Raw genomic sequence first — 1,583 nt, 5'->3', positions numbered from 1 at the left:
AGCCCGGCTGAGCATCGAAGCTCAGCCCCGCAAGGCCGGTGCGCCCGTCGGCATAGACAAAGCCCACGGACTCGAACACCAGATGCCCTTCCCCCTCCGGCAACGACACGGCATTGGCCCTGTCCATGACAGTGGGTTTTTCATCTATGATCTTAAACACGCGGCTGAGCCCCGCCATGCCTTCCTGCAAGGCGGAATGTACTGCCCCCAGAGCGCGCAGGGGCCGGGCCGCCAGCAGCAGGGCCGCCACAAAGCCCGAAAAATCACCCAGCGAAGCCCCGCCCGTTGCAGCCCGCCAGCCTGCAAAGCCTAGCACAGCGGCAACCGCCGCTCCCCCCAGTGTTTCCAGCAGGGGTTCAACCCGTGCGCGGCTGCGGGCAATCTGCAGGACGGATTCATGCAGCCTGTCAAAAGACAGGCCAGCCCGCTTACGCTCGGCCTGTTCCAATCGGTAAACCCGAACCGTACGCGCCTGCGAAAAACTTTCGGTCAGCAGGGCCGAGGTTTCCCCCATGCGCTCCTGCATCCCACCCGAAGCCCGGCGCACCCGCCGCCCCAGCTTCTGGATAGGCAGTACCGCGGGTGGGTAAAGCAGGGCAGCAATCAGGCTCAGTTCCCAGTCCATGTAGAACATGGACACCACAAGCCCCACTACCGTCACCGCATCGCTACGGAACTGACAGCCCTGAGCATGGCATCGCGCACGGCCACCGCATCGGTCGTAAAACGCGCAGCCTGCTTGGCCGGGGCCTCGCTTTCCACCTGCGTAATGTCGCTGCGGATCATATGGTCGAACATTTCGCCCTGCAGGCCCCGCACAACCTTGAGCACCAGCCCCTGTGTGACAACGGTCTGCCCGTACTGGGCGAGTGACTTGGCGGCTGTCAGCATCACCACAAGCAGCGGCACCTGATACAGAATGCGCGAATCCCGGGAGGAAAACATATCCAGCGCGCGCTGGATCACCAGCGGGTAAAGGGCTGTCAGCAACGCGGTTATGATCGGCAGCGCCGCGGTAATCACCACATGCATTTTGTGATGGCGAATCTGCCCGTGCCACAGCCTGAGCAGCAGGGTCCATGTATCGTCGGACAGGAATTTACGCTTGGCAGGGCGAGAGGCCGGGTGGGTAGCTGTCATGCCCCCATGTAGCAGCCCTCAGCCCCCACGTGCAAAGGGGGGCAAACCACCTCTGGCAACAAAGCCGCTGCTTTCAGGCTTGCTCGCCCAGAATCCGGCCTAGTTCAGCCCGGCATGCCTCAGCCGAAGCCTTACAGCCACCCTGCCGCCACCACTGCCTGACCTGCGTAATCACCTGCCCCATGGCCGGGCCGGGTGCGACCCCCATGGCCAACGCGTCACGCCCTGCCAACGGAAACACCGGCACATCAAGCCCGGCCAAGCGCTGGCGCAAATGCGCGAGCACCTGCGCGCGGGTCCATCCTGCGGGTTTTGCGCCTGACAGAGCCACAACCCCGCCATAAGGCAGTCGGGGGGGGCATCCACCAGCAGGTTTCGTAAGGAGTCCTGTGCCTGTTCGTTATTATCCAGCCGGGCCAAGGGGCTCTCTGGCGCGCCTGCGC

At 63.8% G+C, this 1,583-nt stretch carries 1 protein-coding gene and 1 pseudogene; both read right to left on the bottom strand.

Features of this window, described 5'->3' with window-relative positions:
- Positions 1 to 1,140, bottom strand: a pseudogene (locus JCM25143_RS20395) (ABC transporter transmembrane domain-containing protein); the annotation flags it as partial.
- Between the two features lie 73 nt (positions 1,141 to 1,213).
- Positions 1,214 to 1,471: a hypothetical protein gene (locus JCM25143_RS15025; protein ID WP_199897911.1), complete on the bottom strand. Its 258-nt coding sequence runs from the start codon at positions 1,469 to 1,471 to the stop codon at positions 1,214 to 1,216.
- Between the last annotated feature and the right edge of the window lie 112 nt (positions 1,472 to 1,583).

The sequence above is a fragment of the Acetobacter papayae JCM 25143 genome (assembly GCF_000613285.1).
GTDB lineage: Bacteria > Pseudomonadota > Alphaproteobacteria > Acetobacterales > Acetobacteraceae > Acetobacter > Acetobacter papayae.
The sequence above is the reverse complement of the archived record's forward strand: the minus strand, read 5'-3'. Positions and strand labels throughout refer to the sequence as shown.